Raw genomic sequence first — 648 nt, 5'->3', positions numbered from 1 at the left:
GTATTAAATGAGAATTATCACATTGGTGAAGATGGAAACTGGTCATTAAATAATTAAGATATGGGTGATTTTAAACAATGGGAAACCAAATTTGACAAACAGGACTTAGTTGATTTTACATTCAACAGAGAAGCCCTTTTGTGGTTAAAGTTGAAATCTATCAGTAAAAAGGAGCCTCAAAACGACTTCCTTCAGTTCTCGGGAATTTCACCACAGACAACTGGTGTTAAGAAGATATGGTGTGAACTTTTTGACACAATGAAAAATGATATTGAAGGCTCTATTCGTCTTCTTGATGATTTTTCTGAGGCTGAAAATCAAAAGCAACTCAGCGTTCTTGATATCGAGACTCTGTCAAATGATTTGTATAAAGTTCAGTCATTTAAATGGGGAGGTGACCATACAAACTCTTTAGATAAGTATTTGGTTACTAGATATGTTAAAGCTATAATCTCTTATGACGAACTTCAGTCGAAGGTTCCTGAGATTGGTGATGCTGCTTATGGCTATGTCATGAGTAGTTGGTACAATCATTGGTCATCAATTCTTATTGAGCATGTTTTTAAGTCTCATGTCTCTGTTATTCCAACAGTAGGTCAGGTAAAGGGTGTTGACTTCTTTGTTGATGGTATCCCATTCGATTTGAAA

The 648-nt window shown here is 35.3% G+C and carries 1 pseudogene; it reads left to right on the top strand.

Annotated elements, in window-relative coordinates:
- Positions 1-60: 60 nt before the first annotated feature.
- Positions 61-648 (top strand): annotated as a pseudogene (locus tag AB5935_RS27965) (hypothetical protein); the annotation flags it as partial.

Source organism: Phocaeicola sp. RTP21198st1_B8_RTP21198_201120, from assembly GCF_040929485.1.
GTDB lineage: Bacteria > Bacteroidota > Bacteroidia > Bacteroidales > Bacteroidaceae > Phocaeicola > Phocaeicola dorei.
The sequence above is the reverse complement of the archived record's forward strand: the minus strand, read 5'-3'. Positions and strand labels throughout refer to the sequence as shown.